The following is a 19,962-nucleotide window of genomic DNA, read 5'->3' as shown; positions in this document are numbered from 1 at the left end:
AGCGAATACAGTGACTTCAACCACCGCCACCCCGGCAGCCCCCGCTGCGCTCGTCCTCGAAGATGGACGCATCTTCCGCGGCACCAGCTACGGCGCCACCGGAACCGCTCTGGGCGAAGCCGTCTTCGCCACGGGCATGACCGGCTACCAGGAGACCATCACGGATCCCTCCTACGCCCGGCAGCTGGTGGTCCAGACCGCACCGCACATCGGCAACACCGGCGTCAACAGCGAAGACGCAGAATCGCGCCGCATCTGGGTGGCCGGTTACATCGTCCGCGACGCCGCCCGCCGTCCCTCCAACTGGCGCTCCGAACGGTCCCTGGACGAAGAACTCGTCGAGCAGGGCATCGTGGGTATCCAGGGCGTGGACACCCGCGCCATCACCCGCCACCTCCGCGAGCACAAGACCATGCGCGCCGGCATCTTCTCCGGCAACGCCGCCGATGCAACGGATAAGGAACTGGTGGACGCCGTCCTCGCCAGCGCCCCCATGGAAGGCGCCCGCCTGGCCGAGGAAGTCAGCGTTGACGAAGCCTACGTGGTGGAACCCAAGGACCACGGCTGGGACGCCGAACCCCGGTTCAGCATCGCCGCCATCGACCTCGGCATCAAGGCCATGACCCCTGTCCGGTTCGCCGAGCGCGGCGTTCGCGTCCACGTCCTGCCCGCCACCGCCACACTGGAGGACGTCAAGGCGGTCAACCCCGACGGCTTCTTCATGTCCAACGGACCCGGCGACCCCGCCACCGCCGACGCCCAGGTCAAGCTGCTCCGCTCCGTCTTGGACGAGAAGCTGCCGTACTTCGGCATCTGTTTCGGCAACCAGATCCTGGGCCGCGCCCTCGGATTCGGCACCTACAAGCTCCGCTACGGCCACCGCGGCATCAACCAGCCCGTCATGGACCGCCGCACCGGCAAGGTGGAAATCACCTCCCAGAACCACGGCTTTGCCGTGGACGCACCGCTCGACGGCGCCACCCAGGCCCCGGAGGAACGCTACGGACGGGTTGAGGTCAGCCACGTCAGCCTGAACGACGACGTCGTGGAAGGCCTCGCCTGCCTCGACATTCCGGCTTTCTCGGTGCAGTACCACCCCGAGGCCGCGGCCGGTCCGCACGACGCCGCGTACCTGTTCGACCGCTTCATCGACCTGATGGACGGCACCCGGGACGGGAAGACCGCCAACGAGTCCAAGGATCCCGTGGACTCCGCCCACCCCGCGGACGCCGACAACGCAGCAGCGGGCAGCGAAAAATCCGCCGCGCCGAAAAACTCCGACACCAAGACTGAGGACAAGAAGTAATGCCCAAGAGAACTGACCTTAAGAGCGTCCTGGTCATCGGTTCCGGCCCGATCGTCATCGGCCAGGCCGCCGAATTCGACTACTCCGGCACCCAGGCACTGCGTGTCCTCAAGGAGGAAGGCCTCCGCGTCATCCTCGTGAATTCCAACCCGGCCACCATCATGACCGACCCCGAGTTCGCCGACGCCACCTACATCGAGCCCATTACCCCCGAGGTAGTGGAGAAGATCATCGCCAAGGAACGCCCGGACGCTGTGCTGCCCACCCTTGGCGGCCAGACGGCGCTCAACACGGCCATTGCGCTGGACAAGAACGGTGTGCTCGAGAAGTACAACGTGGAACTGATCGGCGCGAACATCGCCGCCATTGAGCTCGGCGAAGACCGCGAAAAGTTCAAGGGCGTGGTTGAGCGCTGCGGCGCCGAATCCGCCCGCAGCCACATCATCCACTCCATGGACGAAGCCCTTGAGGCAGCCAAGGACCTTGGCTACCCGATGGTGGTCCGCCCCTCCTTCACCATGGGCGGCCTGGGTTCCGGCCTGGCCTACAACGAGGACGACCTCCGCCGCATCGTCGGCCAGGGCCTCCAGTACAGCCCCACCAGCGAGGTGCTGCTCGAAGAGAGCATCCTTGGCTGGAAGGAATACGAGCTCGAGATGATGCGGGACAAGAACGACAACGTGGTTGTCGTCTGCTCCATCGAGAACTTCGACCCCGTGGGCGTGCACACCGGCGACTCCATCACCGTGGCACCGGCCCTGACCCTGACTGACCGCGAGTACCAGAAGCTCCGTGACGTCTCCATCGCCGTGATCCGTGAGGTGGGCGTGGACACCGGCGGCTGCAACATCCAGTTCGCCATCGATCCCGCCACCGGCCGCGTGGTGGTCATCGAAATGAACCCCCGCGTCTCCCGTTCCTCGGCCCTGGCGTCGAAGGCCACCGGGTTCGCGATCGCCAAGATCGCCACCAAGCTGTCCCTGGGCTACACGCTGGACGAGATCCCCAACGACATCACCCAGAAGACCCCGGCGTCCTTCGAACCGACGCTCGACTACGTTGTGGTCAAGGTTCCCCGCTTCGCGTTCGAGAAGTTCCCGGCCGCGGACAACACCCTCACCACCACCATGAAGTCGGTGGGCGAAGCCATGGCCATGGGCCGCAACTTCACCGAAGCCCTGCAGAAGGCCCTCCGCTCCCTGGAGCAGAAGGGCTCGCAGCTGGACTTCAGCTCCGTCCCGGAGTACGAGGTCGCCGAGCTCATCGAAAAGGCCAAGCGCCCCACCACCGACCGCCTGTACCAGGTGCAGCGCGCCCTGCTGGGCGGCGCCACCGTGGAACAGCTCTTCGAGGCCACCAAGATCGATCCCTGGTTCCTGGATCAGCTCGAACTCCTCAATGAGGTTTCCCGGGAGATCCGCCAGGCCGGCGCTCTGACCACGGACATGCTGCAGCGCGCCAAGCGCCACGGTTTCTCCGACGAGCAGATCGGTGCGCTGACGCACAACTCCGAGGCCGTGGTCCGCGGTGTGCGCCAAGCCCTGGGCATCCGCCCCGTCTACAAGACCGTGGATACATGCGCCGCCGAGTTTGCCGCGTACACGCCGTACCACTACTCGGCCTACGACGAGGAGGATGAGGTTGCGCTGCACTCCAAGCCGTCCATCCTGATCCTCGGTTCCGGCCCGAACCGCATCGGCCAGGGCATCGAGTTCGACTACTCCTGCGTCCACGCGTCCATGGCGCTGCGCAAGGCCGGCTACGAGACCGTCATGGTGAACTGCAACCCGGAAACCGTCTCCACGGACTACGACGTCTCCACCCGCCTTTACTTCGAGCCGCTGACGCTCGAGGACGTGCTGGAGGTCATCGCGGCTGAGGAACGCACCGGCGGCGTCATGGGTGTATTCGTCCAGCTCGGCGGCCAGACCCCACTGAAGCTGGCCCAGCAGCTGGCCGATGCCGGGGTGCCCATCCTCGGCACCTCCCCGGAGGCCATCGACCTCGCCGAACACCGCGGCGCCTTCTCCCGCGTATTGGACAAGGCCGGCCTGGTATCCCCGAAGAACGGCACCGCCGTGTCCTTCGAGGACGCCAAGAAGATCGCCGACGAAATCGGCTACCCGGTGCTGGTCCGCCCGTCCTACGTCCTCGGCGGCCGCGGCATGGAGATCGTCTACGATGAGCCCAATCTGTCCCGCTACATCGCCAACGCCACGGAGATCACCCCGGACCACCCGGTCCTGATCGACCGCTTCCTGGAAGACGCCGTCGAAATCGACGTCGATGCCCTCTTCGACGGAACCGACATGTACCTGGGCGGCATCATGGAGCACATCGAGGAAGCCGGAATCCACTCCGGCGACTCCGCCTGTGTCCTGCCGCCGATCACGCTGGGGAGCAACGTCGTCGAGCGCGTCCGTACCGCTACCCGCGCCATCGCCGAGGGCGTGGGCGTCCGCGGACTGATCAACATCCAGTTCGCGCTGGCCTCCGACGTCCTGTACGTCCTGGAAGCCAACCCGCGGGCCTCGCGCACCGTGCCGTTCGTCTCCAAGGCCACCGGCGTCCAGATGGCCAAGGCGGCCGCCCTGATCGGTACCGGCGTCACCATCAACCAGCTCCGCACTGCCTACAAGATGCTGCCCGAAACCGGCGACGGGTCCACGCTGCCCCTTGACGCTCCCGTGGCCGTCAAGGAAGCGGTGCTGCCGTTCAGCCGCTTCCGCACCCTTGAAGGAAAAGTGGTGGACTCCCTGCTTGGCCCGGAAATGCGCTCCACCGGCGAAGTCATGGGCATCGACAAGCATTTCGACACGGCCTTTGCCAAGAGCCAGGCCGCCGCGAACAACGCCCTGCCCACCGAAGGAAAGATTTTTGTTTCGGTGGCCAACCGCGACAAGCGCTCGGTGATCATGGGAGTGAAGCGGCTCTCCGACCTCGGCTTCGAGATCGTGTCCACCGGCGGCACCGCCGACGTCCTGCGCCGTAACGGCATCCAGGCCACCCCCGTGCGCAAGGTCGCCGAAGGCTCCAGCGCCGAGGGCGAAGGCACCATCGCGGATCTGGTGATCGCCGGCGAGATCGACATGGTCTTCAACACCCCCTCAGGCGGCGAAGCCCGCAGCGACGGCTACGAACTCCGCGCGGCCGCAACGTCCATCGGCATTCCCTGCATCACCACGGTGGCCGAGTTCAACGCGGCCGTGCAGGCGATCGAGGCCATGCGCACGTACGAATGGTCCGTCACCAGCCTCCAGGAACACGCCGCAGCCCTGGGCGAAGCCCAGAAGGCCGCAGCCGCGAAGTCAGACCTGCAGCATGCCTGAGCAGGTACCAGCGCAAGCTGAAGCGCAGGGCCGGGAGTCGTTCGGCTCCCGGCTCGGCGCCGCCATGGCCTCCCGCGGCCCGCTGTGCGTGGGCATCGACCCGCACCCGGCACTGCTTAGGAGCTGGGGATTGGCCGACGACGTCGCGGGCCTGCGCCGCTTCTCGCTCACCGTGGTGGAAGCGGTGGCGTCGCTCGCTGCCGCAGTCAAGCCGCAGGTGGCGCTCTTCGAGCGCCACGGCTCCGCCGGCATGGCGGTGCTGGAGGAAGTCCTGGCCGAGGCGCGGGACCAGTCCGTCCTGACCATCGCAGACGCCAAGCGCGGCGATATCGGCTCCACCATGGCCGCCTACGCCGATGCCTGGCTTCGCGACGGGTCTCCGCTGGCTGCAGATTCTGTCACCCTCAGCCCCTACCTCGGCTTCGAGTCCCTGCGCCCGGCGCTGGACCTCGCGGCCGAGACCGGGCGCGGTGTCTTCGTCCTGGCGCTGACCTCCAATCCGGAGGGCGCCTCCGTGCAGCACGTCGGGGGAGCGGATTCGGTGGCACGCCGGATCACGTCCGCAGCAGCCCGCGAGAACGAGCGGTACCAAGGAAGCCTGGGCTCGGTGGGCCTGGTGGTGGGGGCCACCGTCGGCAGCGCCCTGGCGGACCTTGACCTTGACCTCGCAGCCGTCCGGGGCCCCATCCTGGCTCCCGGGCTGGGCGCCCAGGGGGCAACACCGGCCGACCTGCGGGCCACCTTCGGGGATGCCTATCCGCTGGTCCTGGGCACCTCCAGCCGGGACATCCTGGCTGCCGGCCCGGAACACCGCGGATTACGGGAAGCCGCGCAGCGGACCCTGGCAGGCCTGCGCCAGGGCTGAGCCGGGAATAGTTCCCGGTTTGCGCCCATCCATTGATTCATCCAGCACCAAAGGGTAGTTTCAGGACAGGTCCAAGGGCGGCCGCCCTTGGATAAATTCCGCCGATTCCGGGGGTATGCGCCATGGTACTGCGACCGTTATCCGCGTCGGAACGGGCCGAGGCCCTGGGCAAGGCGGCAGCCGCACGGGCAGCCCGGGCTGCCGCCAAGGAAAGCCTCAAGAACGGCAAACGGTCCGCATCCGACATCATCGACTCGGCTGCCGCCGACGACGCCCTGGCGAGGATGCGGGTGTCGGAACTCCTCGAAGCGCTGCCGGGCATTGGCAAGGTGCGGGCGGCCGCCATCATGGAACAACTGGGCATCGCCGCGTCCCGCCGCGTCCGGGGACTCGGCGTTCACCAACGGCGGGCGCTGGTAGATTTTATAGACGAACATTAGGGCCGGCCGGCGCCGGCCCACCCGAAACCCCCAAACCTCGGCAAAGGAATACGTGAGCAAGAAACCCGGACTGACAGTCCTCGCAGGTCCGACAGCTGTTGGCAAAGGCACCGTATCCACTTACATCCGCGACAACTACCCCGAGGTCTGGCTCTCCGTCTCAGCCACCACCCGTGCCCCCCGCCCGGGCGAGGTGGACGGCGTGCACTACTTCTTCAAGTCCACGGAGGAGTTTGAACGGCTCATCGCGGAGGGTGAACTCCTCGAGTGGGCAGTAGTGCACGGCCAAAACACCTACGGCACGTTGAAGAGCACCGTCAACGAGGCCATTGAGGATGGGCGTTCCGTCCTTCTGGAAATCGACCTCCAGGGTGCGCGCCAGGTCAAGGAAGCCGTTCCGGACGCCAAATTCGTGTTCCTCGCCCCGCCCACCTGGGACGAAATGGTGCGCCGGCTCGTGGGCCGCGGCACAGAAACCCCCGAAGAACAGCAGCGCCGACTGGAAACCGCTAAACTGGAACTTGCTGCTGAACCGGAGTTCGACCACACCGTCATCAATGACGACGTCCGCCGGGCAGCGGACGAGCTTGTTTCACTCATGGGGCTGACCCCTCATGCACACCTGCAGGAACCGTCAGCCCGCTAGAATTTTGGAGAATTCGTGTCCACGAACCTTGAAGGCATCATCAACCCGCCGATCGACTCGCTGCTCGAAGCAGCCGACTCCAAGTACGGCCTGGTGATCTTCGGTGCCAAGCGCGCTCGTCAGATCAACGCCTACTACGCCCAGCTGCACGAGGGACTCTTCGAGTACGTCGGCCCCCTGGTAGACACCAAGCTGAACGAGAAGTCCCTCTCGATCGCCCTGCGCGAGATCAACGAGGGCAAGCTGGTATCCACACCGATCGAAGCCGCAGAGTAACAATCTGCCGCATGACGTGCTGCTGACGGAGGTCACGTGCGCATAGTCCTCGGAGTCGGAGGAGGGATAGCCGCCTACAAGGTGGCATCGCTCCTCCGGCTTTTTACTGAAGCCGGCCACCATGTCACGGTCATCCCCACTGAGGCGGCAACCCGCTTCGTGGGGACTGCCACCTGGGAGGCCCTCTCCGGCAACCCCGTGAGCAACAGCGTCTTCGACGACGTCCACCAGGTCAACCACGTCCGGCTGGGCCACGAGGCAGACCTCGTGGTCATCGCCCCGGCCACGGCCGACCTCCTGGCCAAAGCAGCCACGGGCCAGGCAGGCGACCTCCTCACCAACACGCTGCTGATGGCCCACGGCCCTGTTCTTTTCGCGCCCGCCATGCACACCGAGATGTGGCAGCACCCCGCAACCCGGGCCAACGTGGAAACACTCCGCGCCCGCGGTGCTGCGGTACTGGAGCCGGCCTCCGGCAGGCTCACGGGCTCGGATTCCGGGCCGGGACGGCTGCCTGAACCTGACGCCATTTTCGACGCCGCCATGGCACTGGTCCACGGGCAAACCGATTTCCAGCTTCCGCTGGCCGGCAAGACCGTCACCATCAGCGCCGGTGGAACACGCGAACCACTGGATCCCGTCCGCTTCCTGGGCAACCGGTCCTCCGGCAAGCAGGGCGTCGCCCTGGCCGTCGCCGCCCGGAATGCCGGGGCAACCGTCCGGCTGCTGGCAGCGCACATGGAAGTTCCGCCGCCCCCCGGCGTCGAGGTGGTCAACGTCGAAACTGCCCTGCAGTTACGCGAGGCCGCGCTGGCTGCCGCCGCTGATTCCGACGTCGTCATCATGTCCGCCGCCGTGGCAGACTTCCGCCCCGCGGAAATCTCGGACACAAAAATCAAGAAACGCGACGACACCGCAGATCCCGTCATCACCCTGGTCCGCAACCCGGACATCCTGCAGGAGCTCGTCGAGCGGCGCAACCAGGGCGTCACCGGTCCTGCAACGGACGGCCAGCTCATTGTGGGCTTCGCTGCCGAAACGGGCGACCAGCACGGGGATGTCCGTGCCTACGCGGAGGCCAAACTCCAGCGCAAGGGCTGCGACCTGCTGGTGGTCAACCATGTCGGCTCGGACAAGGTCTTCGGCAAGGACACCAATTCGGTGGTCATCCTGGCCCGTTCCGGCTCCGAACCCCAAGAGGCGTCCGGCACCAAGGCAGACGTTTCCGCGGCCATCATCAGCCGCATCGGCTTCGAGCTGAACCAGGTGTCGCCCCGGGCGTGACGTGTTTAGTACCACGTTTGCTTAGTACCGTGACATCCAGCGACGTCTCCTGACGGCTGCGCGTGATCCAACCAGTAAGGTAGTTGAGTGACTTTACCGCTGCACCTTCACCAGACCTCCGGGGCTACGCCCTCGTCCCTTCGGCTCTTCACCTCGGAGTCCGTCACCGAAGGCCACCCGGACAAGATCTGCGACCAGATCAGTGACGCCATCCTGGATGCGCTCCTTGCGGCCGATCCGGAGTCCCGCGTAGCCGTGGAAACCATGGCCACCACCGGGCTGGTGCACGTCGCCGGCGAAGTCACCACCGACGCCTACGTGGAGATCCCGCAGATTGTCCGGGAGACCATCCTCGGCATCGGCTACGACTCGTCCGCCAACGGCTTCGACGGCGCACGCTGTGGAGTGTCGGTTTCCATCGGGCAGCAGTCCAATGACATCGCCGGGGGAGTGTTCAATTCCCTCGAGGCCCGTGAAGGACGCCAGGAGGACGACTACGACCTTCAGGGCGCCGGAGACCAGGGCCTGATGTTCGGGTATGCGAGCGACGAAACGCCGTCCTACATGCCCACCCCCATCTGGCTGGCGCACCGCCTGTCCGAACGCCTCACGGAAGTCCGCAAATCCGGCGAACTTGCCTACCTGCGCCCCGATGGCAAGACCCAGGTCACGGTAGGTTACGACCACGACAGGCCTGTGTCCGTTGAAACCGTGGTGATCTCGAGCCAGCACGCTGAGGGCGCCAGCCTGGAACAGCTCCGGGCCGACCTCGCCGCCGTCGTCATCAAACCAGTCCTCGCCGCCGCGAACCTCGACATTTCCCGGGCGGCCAACATCCTCAACCCCGCCGGCGAATTCGTCATCGGCGGTCCTGTGGGTGACGCCGGCCTGACCGGCCGAAAGATCATCGTCGACACCTATGGCGGCATGGCCCGCCACGGCGGCGGCGCATTCTCCGGCAAGGACCCGTCAAAGGTGGACCGTTCCGCCGCATACGCCATGCGGTGGGTCGCCAAGAACGTCGTGGCCGCCGGACTGGCAAAGCGTGCCGAGATCCAGATTGCGTACGCGATCGGCCAGGCCCGCCCCGTCGGCACCTACGTTGAAACGTTCGGCACCGAGACGGTTGACCCTGCACGGATCAGTGCCGCCATCGCCGAGATCTTCGACCTCCGCCCACGGGCCATCATCGATGCCCTGGACCTGAAGCGCCCCATCTACGCCAAGACGGCAGCGCACGGACACTTCGGCCGGGACGATCCCGACTTCACCTGGGAACGCCTTGACCGCGTTGACGACCTGAAGGCCTACTTCAACGCCTAGCCTCCAGGCTGCGGGGGACGCGCCGCCGTGCACAAGCCGCGCGGATGTCGGTGCCCCGTGGTTGGCTGGCCTTTTCCGCCCGGGAGCTGAACGGAGGTAGCCGCCATGGCCAACGACTCCGCACAGCCCTCTCTGGATCTTTCCGTCCCGGGCGGCGGGCCCGTCCAGCCCACGCTGTTGCAGGGCTTCCCTGCCAGCACCCATCCGGTGGGCATACCCCTCGCAGAACACCTGCCGGTGGCGCGGGTCATGGTCGAATCCTCCTTGCCGCACCTCGACCGCCCCTTCGACTACGCCGTCCCCGCGGCCATGGACGCCGACGCCAAGCCCGGGGTCCGCGTCAAAGTGCCCTTCAACGGTCAACAGCTCAACGGCTTCCTGATGGACAGGTTTTCCGTTTCTGACGCCGGCCACACACTGGTGCCGCTGGCGAAGGTGGTCTCCCCGGTAACTGTCCTCACCCCGGCCGTGGCAGAACTCGCCAGCGCCGTTGCAGCCCGGTATGCGGGAACCGTCAGCGACGTCCTTCGCCTCGCGGTGCCGCCACGCATGGCCAGGCTGGAAAAGGAATATCTTTCCGGTCCCGAAGAAGCAGTGCCTGTGCCGGCCGGCCGTGAAGGCGAGGGCAGCCCGTCCTTCGGCGCGTGGGCCGGCTACCGTACCGGCCTGGCCTTCCTCCGCCATCTCTCCGCCGGCGGATCCCCCCGCGCCGTCATCAATCCGCTTCAAGGATATGGCCCGTCCGGGTGGCCCCAACTGCTGGCCGAGGCGGTTGCCGCCACCTACGCCGCCGGGCGCGGAGCCGTGGTGGTGGTGCCGGACTACCGCGACCTTGACCGGCTGGAGCAGGCTCTCACGGCACTGATTCCGGCGGAGGCGGTGGCCAGGCTCACCGCCGACGACGGGCCCACACCGCGGTACCGCAGTTTCCTGCGGCTCCTGGCCGGCACTGCCCGGGTTGCCATCGGCACCAGGTCGGCAGCGTTCGCGCCAGTGGCCAACCTCGGCCTGGTGGCTTGCTGGGACGACGGTGACGATCTCCACATTGACCAGCGCGCCCCCTACGCCCACACCCGCGAGGTCCTGCTCCTGCGCGCCGAACAGGAAGGTACGGCCTGCCTCCTTGCCGGTCATGCCCGGAGTACCGAGGTGCAGAGGCTGGTTGACGCCGGCTGGGCCCTCCCCGTCGAACCGGACCGGCAGACCATCAGGCGCACGGTACCGCGGGTCCTTAATACCGCAGACAGCTTCGAGCAGGAACGCGACCCCCTCGCCCGGATCGCACGCCTGCCCGGTGCCGCGTGGCGGGCCGCCAAGGAAGGGCTCGAACGGGGGCCTGTCCTCATCCAGGTGGCGCGGGCAGGCTACGCGCCGTCACTGGTGTGCGAATCCTGCCGCGAACCTGCCCGGTGCGGCAACTGCCAGGGGCCGCTGGCCTTGGGCGGAAGCTCTGCCATACCCCAGTGCCGCTGGTGTTCGACGCCGGCACCGGACTGGCGGTGCGTGCACTGCACCGGGCGGCGGCTTCGCAAGGGCGCCACGGGCGTGCTGCGGACGGCGGAGGAACTGGGCCGCGCTTTCCCCGGCACCAGCGTGGTGACATCTTCCGGCGATCATGTGAAGGCCGCGGTAGGCCACGGCAAGGCACTCGTGGTGGCCACGGTGGGAGCTGAACCGGTGGCCGAGGGAGGCTACGCCGCAGCGCTGCTGCTGGACGGCGATTCGTTGCTGCGCCGCGAAACGCTTCGCGCCGGCGAGGACACCGTCCGGCGGTGGTTCAACGCTGCAGCCCTGGTGCGTCCCGCTTCCGAGGGCGGGCTGGCCGTCATTACTGCCGGGGATACAGCTGCCGTGGGTGCGTTGCTGCGCTGGGATCCGGCGGGCTACGCCCACCGGGAATTGTCGCTGCGGGTCGAACTGCAGCTTCCCCCCGCCGTCCGGATTGCCTCCGTTACAGGCCCGCGGGCCGCCGTCGAACACTTCACCGGCGCAGTTTCGGCAGACCTGGCCGGCTCCGGCATCCACCTGCGCCTGGCAGGTCCTGCACCGGTGCTGCTGGCCGGACCGCCGGCTGCCGGCCGCTCCGGCGAGGACGTCCGGACCCTGCTGTTCTTCCCCTACGGCCAGGCCGCCGTCGTCGTGCGCGTCCTGCGCGCTACCCGTTCAGCGGTGGCTGCCAAACGGGCCTTCGATCCCTTCCAGCTCCGCCTGGACGGCGTGGACGTCCTCTAATGGAGGCGGCTCCGCTGCGGAAGGTTGCTACCGGCGCCGTTTCGCCACGATTTCCCGGGCCGTGTCCATCAGCTGGCGTGCTGATTCATCCCAGGTGAATTCGTTGGCGCGGATAACGGACAGCCGGGAGATCTCCTGCCAGTGTTCGTCATCCTGCAACCGGGCCACGGCCTCCGAGAACTGGGAGGGTGAGGCGGGGTCGACGTAGGTGGCAGCGTCCCCGCCCACTTCCCGGAAGATGGGAATGTCGCTGGCGATCACAGGTGTGCCCAAGGCCATGGCTTCCACGAGGGGGAGGCCATAGCCTTCGGCGCGGGACAGGCTCACCAGGGCAGTGGCCGTCCGCAGGAACACATCGTACTCCGCGTCCGTCACCCCGTTGTGGAAGATCACTGAGGCTCCGGCCGGGACCAGCAGCTCCAGCTCTGCGCGCCGCTCGGGCGTGATCCGGCTCAGCAGGTGCAGGGTGTAGCCGGGCAGGCCTGCCATCCCGGCCAGCATCGTTTCCACGTTCTTGTAGGGCATGAACGAGCCCATGTAGACGATGGTCTTGTCGGCGCCGTTGCCAGGGTGGCGCGGTTCCTGCGCGGGCTGGGGTGCGTTGCTGATGATCCGCACCGGACGCCTGGTCAGGCGGTACTTGGCGATCAGGGCCTCAGTGGTACGGCTGATGGTGGCTACGGTGTCGGCCCGGTTGAGGAGCAGCCGCTGGGGCCAGTAGGCCTTGTGGTAGAGCCGCCACAGCAGCCGCACCGGCGCGGGGAGGAACCCCGGCGGGGCGGGGTGTTCGTAGTAGATCAGGTCGTGCAGCGTCAGCACCAACCCGTACTTGCGTCCCCAGGTTCCCATGGTCTGCATGGGACAGACCACCACATCGGCGTTCAGGGGATTCACCTTGCGCGCAACGAACAGTTCCAGCGGTGAGAGCGGACTGTTGATGAGGGTGTAGGGAACGTCCGGCAGCAGGGCCAGTTGCCGCTTGTCCGATATCAGCATGCTGACGTCCGCGATCTTCGCCGTGGCCGCGATCAGGCTGGCACCGTAGCGGCTGATGCCGTCGTGGTGGTCGGTCCGGGTAAAACGGGCGTCGATGACGATCTTCACGCGGGGTGGTCCTTCAGGAAGGTTCGGATATGGCGGGCGGCCGGTTTCGGCGTCTCGTAGTGGATCAGGTGCCCGACGCCGGGGATCACCTTGAGTTCGGCGTCCGGCAGGAGCGCCAGGAGTTTGTGCTGGTCCGGCAGGGTGGCGATTTCGTCTTTCTCCCCGGCGATCAGGAGCACGGGAATTTTGAGGCCGGCGGCCACTTCGCTGACGTGGTGGCTGACCGAGGCCGTGAAGGACTCCAGCAGGCTGTCCCTGTCCGCGAAGGAACTGAAGTAGGCGTGGTGCTGGCCGTGGATGAAGGCGCGGAGCTCCCTGTCTCCGGTCTTTGCCATGGTTTCACTCATGATCCGGACAATCAGCGGGTTGCGGAGCAGCGCGTGGCCTGCCTTGCCGGGGAGTCGGGCGGCGAGGCGGTAGTAGAGGACCGCCAGCCTGGTCATGATTCCCTTGGGGCCCTCAAGGGCCGGGGCGGCGATGGGATTGACCAGGATGAGCGGGTTCACGGCCCCAGGGTGGCGGGCCGCAAAGTGCGAGGCGACGATGGATCCGAACGAATGCCCGAGGAGAACCGTGTCCGGCCCCAGGGACAGGGCCTCCATGAACGCTGTGATGAACCGGCCGTACTGTTCCACCGAGTGGGCGCCGGACGGGAATGCCGCGGAACTTCCGAAGCCGGGCAGGTCCGGCATGATGATCCTCATATCGGGGAGCTCATCGGCAACCCGCAGGAGTCCGTGGTGGTCACCGCGGAATCCGTGAATGACCAGTATGGTCCGCGTTCCGGGCTGCACCTGCACCGGCTCGTAGGTCCAGTAGGCAACGGACGCGCCGTCGAGGTCCAGCGTCGAAGCGGTGGTGCGGGCGGCCAGGTCCGCGCTGAAGAAGCTGGGCGTGCCGGAGCCGCCCGGGTGTGTTGTGTTCATGCGGGGGTCCTAGTTGACGTTGTCCGGGTGGGAGCCGGTGCGGTGACCGCGGTCCAGGCCTGCGAGCGCCGCCATGTCCCGGGATGACAGCTCGAACCCGAAGACATCAAGGTTCTCGCGGATGCGTGCCTCTGAGCTGGCCTTCGGGATGGCGACGTGGCCCAGCTGCATGTGCCAGCGGAGAATGACCTGCGCGGGAGTCCGCCGGTGCTCGGCAGCGCAGGCCTGGATGACGGGGTCGGCCAGGACCTGGCCGCGCCCCAGGGGGCTCCACGCCTCGGTCAGGATGCCGAGTTCCTGGTGCCTGCGGCGGAGCTCCTCCTGCTGGAGCCAAGGGTGGAGTTCGATCTGGTTGACGGCCGGCACCACTTCGGCCGTCTGCAGGAGCCGGTCCAGGTGGGCCGGCTGGAAGTTGCTGACGCCAATGGCCCGCACCCTGCCCTCCCGGTACAGCGTTTCGAGGGCGCGGTAGGTTTCCGGGAACAGACCTTTGCGCGGGCAGGGCCAGTGGATGAGGTACAGGTCCACGTAGTCCAGCCCCAGGTTGACCATGGAGTCATCGAAGCCGCGCAGGGCTGCATCGTAGCCGTGGTGATCGTTCCAGAGTTTGGTGGTGACAAAGACATCTTCCCGGGAGATCCCCGGAAACAACTCCCCGGATCCTCCACTGCTGCCCGCGGACGGGGAGCCGAGCTGGGCACTGATGCCCCGTGCCACGCCCGTTTCGTTCCCGTACATGGCAGCTGTGTCAAAGTGGCGGTAGCCGGCGGCGAGCGCTGTCTGCACCAGCCCTGCGGCGTCGGCAGGCGGCACCTTGTAGAGCCCGAACCCGAGCTGGTTGATCAGCACGCCGTTGTTCAGGCTCAGCCGCGGTGAGGTTTTCATGGTTCCGACTCTACCCATTGCGTGGGGCCAGGCTTTCGAAATCCACCAGGCGGCGCGCGGTGGCCTCGTCCAGGATCAGGTCGGTGGCCAGGTTGGCTGCCAGGGCGCCGCGCAGGCCGTTGATCTTGGACACGCCTGACACCACGCAGATCCTTCTGCGGACCTGCTTGAGCTCGGCCAGGGCCGGGCCGGTGGAGCGTTCGTTCAGGATGATCCCGTCGGAGGAGCCGTCGCTGCGGAAGAACACCGTGGCAACGTCGCCCACCACATCGGAGGTGGCCAGGATGTTGAGGTCGGTTTCATCGAGGTAGCCGCCTGCATAGACGTGGCTGGGGTAGTCGGCGTTGACGGAGCCAACACCGAAGATGGCGATGCTCATCTTGGCCTGCAGCTCAAGGATGCGCTGCACGCTACGTTCATTCCACATGGCGGTTTTGGTTGCGGCATGGTCGAAGAAGGCAGGTACGGGGAACTGTTCCACGCGGGCACCGTAGGCGCTTCCGAACCTGCGCATAATGTCGCTGGCGTAGGTGATGCCTGTGGTGTGCATGTTGCCCGCGCCGTTCAGTTGCACGATGACGCTGTCGTGGGTGATCTTCCTGGTCAGGTGCCGGCTAACGGCGCTCAGGGTGGAGCCCCAGGCCACTCCGATGATGGCGTTGGAGTCCACCAGCGGCCCGATGGTGCGCGCAGCCTGCATGGCCACCCGGTCAAGGGTTTCCGCTTCATTCAGGGTCTCCAGGACAGGGACCACGTGAACGTCCACGTTAAAGCGCCGGCGGATCATGCCCTCAAGCTCAGGGCCGGTATCGAGCGGGTTACGGATCTGCACCTGCACCAGGCCGGAGTCACGGGCAGCCGAGAGCAGCCGCGAAACCGTGGAACGGGACGTCCGGAGTTCGCGCGCAATCGCATCCATGGTGAGGTCCTGCAGGTAATACATTTGTGCAGCGCGGAGCGCGTCTGCGTGCCGGGAGGCGGCCATTTCCCGTCCGATCTGCACATTTGTGCATAGTGCTTGACTCCATTTTCCATTACTCCAAAGAATGGTGCATACAGCGCCGCATCCACGGCGCGGACGCACCATGCACGCAAAGCCCAAGGGAGTCGTTTTGGGACCCAAGGAACCAACTGTCCAACCATCCGCAGCACCCGCGCCAAAGCCGGCAGCGGAACGCAATTCCGTCCACAACCTCAGGCTCCGGCCGCACGCGAAAGTGCTGGTGGTCGGCGGAGGCATCAACGGCGTCGGAACCTTCCGGGACCTTGCGCTGCAGGGCGTTGACGTTGCCCTCGTGGAACGCGGGGACTACTGCCAGGGCGCCAGCGGAGCGTCGTCCCACATGATCCACGGCGGCATCCGCTACCTGGAAAACGGCGAGTTCCGGCTGGTCCGCGAATCAGTAGTGGAACGCAACAGGCTGCTGCGGATCGCGCCCCACTACGTCAAGCCGCTGCAGACCACCATTCCCATCTTCAGCACGTTCTCCGGCATCCTTTCGGCGCCGTTGCGGTTCCTGACGCACAAGCAGCAGGGCCGGCCGAAAGAGCGCGGCGCCTTCCTCATCAAGCTGGGACTCAGCCTTTACGATTCCTTCTCCAGGGACGGCGGCAGTGTTCCGCGGCACCAGTTCCGCGGACACAAGCGCGCCCTCGCGGAACTGCCGGACCTTCGGCCCGACATCAAATACGCGGCCACCTACTTTGACGCTTCGGTGCACAACCCCGAGCGCCTCACGCTGGACGTCCTGCAGGACGGCGAGAAAGCCGGCCAGGGAAGCACCGCACGCGCCAGCAACTACCTTTCCCTGCAGTCCATGACCTCCCGCCCCAATCCCGGCACCGGCAAGGGCGGCACCGTCCGGCTGCGCGACGAACTGACAGGGGAGGAGTTCGACTTCACTGCCGACGTCATCGTGAACACCACCGGCGCCTGGGTGGACCTGACCAACGACGCCATGGGGACCACGTCGTCGTTCATGGGCGGCACCAAGGGCTCCCACATTGTGCTCGACTCTCCCGAGCTGCTCGCTGCATGCCGGGGCCGGGAGATCTTCTTCGAACACACTGACGGCCGGATCGTCCTCATCTACCCGATGGGGGACCGGGTCCTGGTCGGCACCACCGACGTCGACGCCGATATGTCACAGGACGCCGTCTGCACCGACGAGGAAATCGACTACTTCTTCGAGCTCGTGGGGCATGTGTTCCCGAACGTCCCGGTCACGCGTGACCAGATTGTCTACACCTTCTCAGGAGTCCGTCCGCTGCCCAGGCACGATGCCACCCAGCCGGGCTTCGTCTCCCGTGACTACCGCATCGAAACCCGCCGCCCGGCAGCCACGGGGACCGGCGCCGTCGTACTCAGCCTGGTAGGCGGCAAATGGACCACCTTCCGTGCCCTTGCCGAGCACCTCACCAACGATGTCCTGGCAGAGCTCGGCATGCACCGCAAAATCTCGACCGCGCAGCTGCCCATTGGCGGCGGCGCCGGGTTCCCGGCGGACGACGCCGGAGTACAGCGGTGGCTCAAGGCCCACATGGGCCACGGCCGGGACGCGGACCGCACCGCCGGTCTCCTGACCAGGTACGGCACCCGCGCCGAAGCGGTAATCGAGCACCTCGACGCCGGTCCGGACCGGCTCCTGCACTCGACCCGCGAACTGAGCGTCCGCGAACTGGAGTTCATGGCAGCCCACGAACAGGTGGGGCACCTGGTGGATGTGCTGATCCGGCGCACCTCCCTGGCTTTCCGGGGACTCGTGACCGGCGAACTGCTGAACGAGGTGGCAGACATCCTGTCCGCTCCGCTGCAGTGGGACGCTGCCGCCCGGAGCGCCGAGATCAGCCACGCCCAGGAAGTCCTGCAACGGCTGCACAGAGTGGAAACACACAGCCTGGTCGCTTAGGCCGGGCTGCCAGCCGGGACGAAACACCGTCCCGGCCCGACGGCCCTTCAACCCGCGAAGGGCCAACAACAAAATAAAGAGGAGTCAAAGATGTCTCTTGGAATTGTTTTCTTATCCGAGGTGTTCGGAACGGCGATGCTCACCCTGCTGGGCTGCGGCGTTGTTGCCAACGTCGCCCTGCGGGGAACGAAAGGCAACAGTGGCGGGTTCCTGATGGTCACCTGGGGATGGGGTATCGCCGTATTCTGCGGCGTGTTCGTCGCCGCAAAGTCGGGGGCGCACCTGAACCCGGCCGTGACCGTGGGCCTGCTCATCAACGGGAAGGCCGAGTACGCTCCCGGCGTCGCCGTGGACGTAGCGTCGACACTGACCTACTTCGCCGGTGAAATGCTGGGCGCCTTCCTTGGCGCTGTGGTCTGCTGGCTCGCCTACAAGCAGCACTTCGACACGGAAGAGGCCGCGGCCAGCAAGCTCGGCGTCTTCTCCACCGGCCCCGCCCTCCGCTCCACCCCCTGGAACCTGGTCACCGAGATCATCGGCACGTTCGTACTCGTGTTCGTCATCCTCACCCTGGGTGGCACCCCCTCGGGCCTCGGGCCGCTGGCAGTCGCACTGCTCGTCGTAGGCATCGGCGTCTCGCTGGGCGGCCCCACCGGCTACGCCATCAACCCCGCCCGAGACCTCGGTCCCCGCATCGCCCACGCCCTGCTTCCCATCCGGGGCAAGGGTTCCAGCGACTGGGGCTACTCCTGGATTCCGGTAGTCGGTCCCCTGGTGGGCGGTGCCCTCGGCGGCATCGTCGCACGGATCGTCCCCATCATCATCACTGCCGCTTCCTGAACAGCTGATTCAACCCATCCACCAACCAGACAAGGACGTCACCATGAACCAGTACGTAATCGCCATTGACCAGGGCACCACCAGTACGCGCGCCATCATTTTTGACCACAGCGGCGCCATTGTCTCCTCGGGCCAGATGGAACACGAGCAGATCTTCCCCAAAGCAGGATGGGTGGAACACAATGCCGCGGAAATCTGGAACAACACCCGCGAGGTCATCGCCTCTGCCCTGTCCAAGGCGAACCTGACACGGCACGATATCGCCGCAGTCGGCATCACCAACCAGCGCGAAACCGCTGTCGTGTGGGACAAGACCACCGGCGAGCCCGTGTACAACGCCATCGTGTGGCAGGACACCCGGACGCAGGACATCGTGGACGAGCTGTCCAGGGACGGCGGCGGTGACCGGTTCAAACAGAAGGTGGGCCTGCCGCTGGCCACCTACTTCTCCGGCACCAAGATCAAGTGGATCCTGGACAATGTGGACGGCGCCCGGGAAAAGGCGGAGGCCGGCAACCTGGTCTTCGGCAACACCGACTGCTGGGTCTTGTGGAACCTGACAGGCGGCGTGGACGGCGGAGTGCACGTCACCGACGTCACCAACGCATCCCGGACGCTGTTCATGGACCTGGAGACCCTGCAGTGGGATGACGAGATTCTTGGCATCTTCGGTGTTCCGCGCAGCATGATGCCCGAGATCAAGTCGTCCTCTGAGGTGTACGGCACCGTCCACACCTCGCAGCTGCTGCGTGAAACCCCGGTGGCGGGCATCCTCGGCGACCAGCAGGCGGCAACCTTCGGCCAGGCAGCCTTCGAAACCGGCGAAGCCAAGAACACATACGGCACCGGCTGCTTCCTGATCTTCAATACCGGTGAGGAAATCGTCCACTCCAAGAACGGGCTGCTCACGACGGTGGGCTACAAGCTGGGCGACGCCAAGCCCCACTACGCCCTGGAAGGCTCAATCGCTGTCACGGGTTCGCTCATTCAGTGGCTGCGGGACAACCTGGGCATGATCAGCAGCGCTCCCGAAGTCGAAACACTGGCGGCAACCGTCAAGGACAACGGCGGTGTGTACATTGTTCCGGCGTTCTCCGGCCTGTTCGCTCCGTACTGGCGCCCGGACGCACGCGGGGCGATCGTTGGCCTCACCAGGTTCGTCAACAAGAACCACATTGCCCGTGCCGCGTTGGAGGCAACAGCATTTCAGACCCGCGAGGTTCTGGACGCGGTCAACGCGGACTCCGGTGTTCCGCTGACCGAACTAAAGGTCGACGGCGGCATGGTTGCCAATGACGCGCTGATGCAGTTCCAGGCGGACATCCTTGGCGTGCCCGTGATCCGCCCGAAGGTCATCGAAACCACGGCGCTGGGTGCAGCTTACGCGGCGGGGCTGGCCGTCGGGTTCTGGAAGGACCTCGGCGAGCTTTCGTCCAACTGGTCCGAGGACAAGCGTTGGGAACCCCAGCTGGACCAGGCTGAGCAGGAGCGCCAGATGCGGCTCTGGCGCAAGGCGGTCACCAAGTCCATGGACTGGGTGGACGAAGACGTGCAGTAGGACCGTTGTCCACCAGGGGCTACCTTGCCATCCAGGCAG

16 protein-coding genes are annotated in these 19,962 nt (G+C 66.2%); 12 read left to right on the top strand and 4 right to left on the bottom strand.

Features of this window, described 5'->3' with window-relative positions; all coding sequences use genetic code 11:
• Positions 1 to 10: 10 nt before the first annotated feature.
• From carA to ACP3TD_RS10950, 9 genes are all read left to right on the top strand, one after another.
• Positions 11 to 1,306 carry a glutamine-hydrolyzing carbamoyl-phosphate synthase small subunit gene (gene carA / locus ACP3TD_RS10990; protein WP_426762920.1) on the top strand — a complete coding sequence of 432 codons (1,296 nt, stop codon included), beginning with the start codon at positions 11 to 13 and terminating at the stop codon, positions 1,304 to 1,306.
• Positions 1,306 to 4,635 (top strand): carbamoyl-phosphate synthase large subunit, encoded by a 3,330-nt coding sequence (carB, locus tag ACP3TD_RS10985; protein ID WP_426762919.1) that lies wholly within the window; start codon positions 1,306 to 1,308, stop codon positions 4,633 to 4,635. The genes carA and carB overlap by 1 nt, the downstream gene beginning before the upstream one ends.
• Positions 4,628 to 5,500: an orotidine-5'-phosphate decarboxylase gene (gene pyrF, locus ACP3TD_RS10980; protein WP_426762918.1), complete on the top strand. Its 873-nt coding sequence runs from the start codon at positions 4,628 to 4,630 to the stop codon at positions 5,498 to 5,500. The genes carB and pyrF overlap by 8 nt, the downstream gene beginning before the upstream one ends.
• Before the next feature lie 122 nt (positions 5,501 to 5,622).
• A complete protein-coding gene (gene mihF, locus ACP3TD_RS10975; RefSeq protein WP_426762916.1) occupies positions 5,623 to 5,940 on the top strand; it encodes an integration host factor, actinobacterial type in 318 nt (105 codons plus the stop codon).
• A 52-nt stretch (positions 5,941 to 5,992) separates the two neighbouring features.
• Entirely contained in the window at positions 5,993 to 6,586 is a 594-nt protein-coding gene (gene gmk / locus ACP3TD_RS10970) for a guanylate kinase (RefSeq protein ID WP_426762915.1), read from the top strand.
• A gap of 15 nt (positions 6,587 to 6,601) precedes the next feature.
• Positions 6,602 to 6,862 (top strand): DNA-directed RNA polymerase subunit omega, encoded by a 261-nt coding sequence (gene rpoZ / locus ACP3TD_RS10965; RefSeq protein WP_003800778.1) that lies wholly within the window; start codon positions 6,602 to 6,604, stop codon positions 6,860 to 6,862.
• A gap of 36 nt (positions 6,863 to 6,898) precedes the next feature.
• Positions 6,899 to 8,146 (top strand): bifunctional phosphopantothenoylcysteine decarboxylase/phosphopantothenate--cysteine ligase CoaBC, encoded by a 1,248-nt coding sequence (gene coaBC / locus ACP3TD_RS10960; protein WP_426762914.1) that lies wholly within the window; start codon positions 6,899 to 6,901, stop codon positions 8,144 to 8,146.
• An 87-nt stretch (positions 8,147 to 8,233) separates the two neighbouring features.
• Positions 8,234 to 9,469 (top strand): methionine adenosyltransferase, encoded by a 1,236-nt coding sequence (metK, locus tag ACP3TD_RS10955; protein WP_426762913.1) that lies wholly within the window; start codon positions 8,234 to 8,236, stop codon positions 9,467 to 9,469.
• Positions 9,470 to 9,574: 105 nt separating this feature from the next.
• Positions 9,575 to 11,701 carry a primosomal protein N' gene (locus ACP3TD_RS10950; RefSeq protein ID WP_426762912.1) on the top strand — a complete coding sequence of 709 codons (2,127 nt, stop codon included), beginning with the start codon at positions 9,575 to 9,577 and terminating at the stop codon, positions 11,699 to 11,701.
• A 27-nt stretch (positions 11,702 to 11,728) separates the two neighbouring features.
• Here the strand turns inward: ACP3TD_RS10950 and ACP3TD_RS10945 are convergent, their stop codons facing one another.
• Genes ACP3TD_RS10945 through ACP3TD_RS10930 form a run of 4 tightly spaced genes read right to left on the bottom strand, consistent with a single transcriptional unit; the run spans position 11,729 to position 15,601 of the window.
• Entirely contained in the window at positions 11,729 to 12,805 is a 1,077-nt protein-coding gene (locus ACP3TD_RS10945; RefSeq protein ID WP_426762911.1) for a glycosyltransferase family 4 protein, read from the bottom strand.
• Positions 12,802 to 13,731, bottom strand: a complete 930-nt coding sequence (locus ACP3TD_RS10940; RefSeq protein WP_426762909.1) for an alpha/beta fold hydrolase — start codon at positions 13,729 to 13,731, stop codon at positions 12,802 to 12,804. Before ACP3TD_RS10940 ends, ACP3TD_RS10945 begins: the two co-directional genes overlap by 4 nt.
• A gap of 9 nt (positions 13,732 to 13,740) precedes the next feature.
• On the bottom strand, positions 13,741 to 14,616 hold the full coding sequence (locus tag ACP3TD_RS10935) for an aldo/keto reductase (protein WP_426762908.1): 876 nt from the start codon (positions 14,614 to 14,616) through the stop codon (positions 13,741 to 13,743).
• Between the two features lie 10 nt (positions 14,617 to 14,626).
• A complete protein-coding gene (locus ACP3TD_RS10930; RefSeq protein ID WP_426767203.1) occupies positions 14,627 to 15,601 on the bottom strand; it encodes a sugar-binding transcriptional regulator in 975 nt (324 codons plus the stop codon).
• A 100-nt stretch (positions 15,602 to 15,701) separates the two neighbouring features.
• On the opposite strand from ACP3TD_RS10930, the gene ACP3TD_RS10925 reads away from it, so the two are divergent.
• From ACP3TD_RS10925 to glpK, 3 genes are all read left to right on the top strand, one after another.
• Positions 15,702 to 17,525: a glycerol-3-phosphate dehydrogenase/oxidase gene (locus ACP3TD_RS10925; protein ID WP_426762907.1), complete on the top strand. Its 1,824-nt coding sequence runs from the start codon at positions 15,702 to 15,704 to the stop codon at positions 17,523 to 17,525.
• A gap of 90 nt (positions 17,526 to 17,615) precedes the next feature.
• A complete protein-coding gene (locus ACP3TD_RS10920) occupies positions 17,616 to 18,365 on the top strand; it encodes an MIP/aquaporin family protein (RefSeq protein ID WP_426762906.1) in 750 nt (249 codons plus the stop codon).
• A gap of 43 nt (positions 18,366 to 18,408) precedes the next feature.
• Positions 18,409 to 19,923: a glycerol kinase GlpK gene (gene glpK / locus ACP3TD_RS10915; RefSeq protein WP_426762905.1), complete on the top strand. Its 1,515-nt coding sequence runs from the start codon at positions 18,409 to 18,411 to the stop codon at positions 19,921 to 19,923.
• The last annotated feature ends 39 nt before the right edge of the window (positions 19,924 to 19,962 follow it).

The sequence above is a fragment of the Pseudarthrobacter sp. 1G09 genome (assembly GCF_050038305.1).
Taxonomy (GTDB): domain Bacteria; phylum Actinomycetota; class Actinomycetes; order Actinomycetales; family Micrococcaceae; genus Arthrobacter; species Arthrobacter equi.
The sequence above is the reverse complement of the archived record's forward strand: the minus strand, read 5'-3'. Positions and strand labels throughout refer to the sequence as shown.

Coding starts and splice junctions, on each gene's coding strand:
- carB (WP_426762919.1), top strand. CDS start 1,306: ATGCCCAAGAGAACTGACCTTAAGAGCGTCCTGGTCATCGGTTCCGGC.
- pyrF (WP_426762918.1), top strand. CDS start 4,628: ATGCCTGAGCAGGTACCAGCGCAAGCTGAAGCGCAGGGCCGGGAGTCG.
- mihF (WP_426762916.1), top strand. CDS start 5,623: ATGGTACTGCGACCGTTATCCGCGTCGGAACGGGCCGAGGCCCTGGGC.
- ACP3TD_RS10950 (WP_426762912.1), top strand. CDS start 9,575: ATGGCCAACGACTCCGCACAGCCCTCTCTGGATCTTTCCGTCCCGGGC.
- ACP3TD_RS10940 (WP_426762909.1), bottom strand. CDS start 13,731: ATGAACACAACACACCCGGGCGGCTCCGGCACGCCCAGCTTCTTCAGC.
- ACP3TD_RS10935 (WP_426762908.1), bottom strand. CDS start 14,616: ATGAAAACCTCACCGCGGCTGAGCCTGAACAACGGCGTGCTGATCAAC.
- ACP3TD_RS10930 (WP_426767203.1), bottom strand. CDS start 15,601: ATGGCCGCCTCCCGGCACGCAGACGCGCTCCGCGCTGCACAAATGTAT.
- ACP3TD_RS10925 (WP_426762907.1), top strand. CDS start 15,702: ATGCACGCAAAGCCCAAGGGAGTCGTTTTGGGACCCAAGGAACCAACT.
- ACP3TD_RS10920 (WP_426762906.1), top strand. CDS start 17,616: ATGTCTCTTGGAATTGTTTTCTTATCCGAGGTGTTCGGAACGGCGATG.
- glpK (WP_426762905.1), top strand. CDS start 18,409: ATGAACCAGTACGTAATCGCCATTGACCAGGGCACCACCAGTACGCGC.